This window comes from Nocardia sp. CY15 (assembly GCF_009829295.1).
Lineage (GTDB): Bacteria > Actinomycetota > Actinomycetes > Mycobacteriales > Mycobacteriaceae > Nocardia > Nocardia sputi.
This window is the reverse complement of record NZ_VUOT01000109.1, coordinates 1-575: the sequence shown is the minus strand read 5'-3', so window position 1 is coordinate 575 and position 575 is coordinate 1. Positions and strand designations below refer to the sequence as shown.

Annotated in this window: 1 protein-coding gene; it reads left to right on the top strand. The window is 67.8% G+C overall.

Features of this window, described 5'->3' with window-relative positions:
- A partial coding sequence (locus GVY39_RS33810; RefSeq protein WP_159931052.1) for a zinc-binding dehydrogenase occupies nucleotides 1–575 on the top strand: 575 nt, incomplete at both ends.

Here is a 575-nt window from a genome sequence, read left to right as displayed (position 1 = left end):
GACGCTGTGTTGGGTGTGGAGGGTGCTGGTGTGGTGGTGGAGGTGGGTGCGGGTGTGTCGGGGTTGGTGCCTGGTGATCGGGTTTTCGGGTTTGTGACGGGTGTGGGGTCGGTGGTGGTGGCCGATCACCGGTTGTTGGTGGTGATGCCGGTGGGGTGGTCGTTCGCGCAGGCGGCGGCGGTGCCGGCGGTGTTCGCGACGGCGTTCTACGGGTTGGTGGATGTGGCCGGGGCGCGGGCGGGGGAGACGGTGTTGGTGCATGCGGCCACGGGTGGGGTGGGGATGGCGGCGGTGCAGTTGGGCCGCTGGTTGGGATTGCGGTTGCTGGTGACGGCGAGTCGGCCGAAGTGGGATGTGTTGCGGGGGTTGGGGTTCGGTGTGGAGGAGATCGGTGATTCCCGGTCGTTGGAGTTCGAGGGACAGTTCCGTGCGGTGACCGGTGGTGCTGGTGTGGATGTGGTGCTGGATTCGCTGGCGGGGGAATTCGTGGATGCCTCGCTGCGGTTGCTGCGGCCGGGTGGACGGTTCGTGGAGATGGGGTTGCTGGATCGCCGCGACCCCCAGCAAGTAGCCGC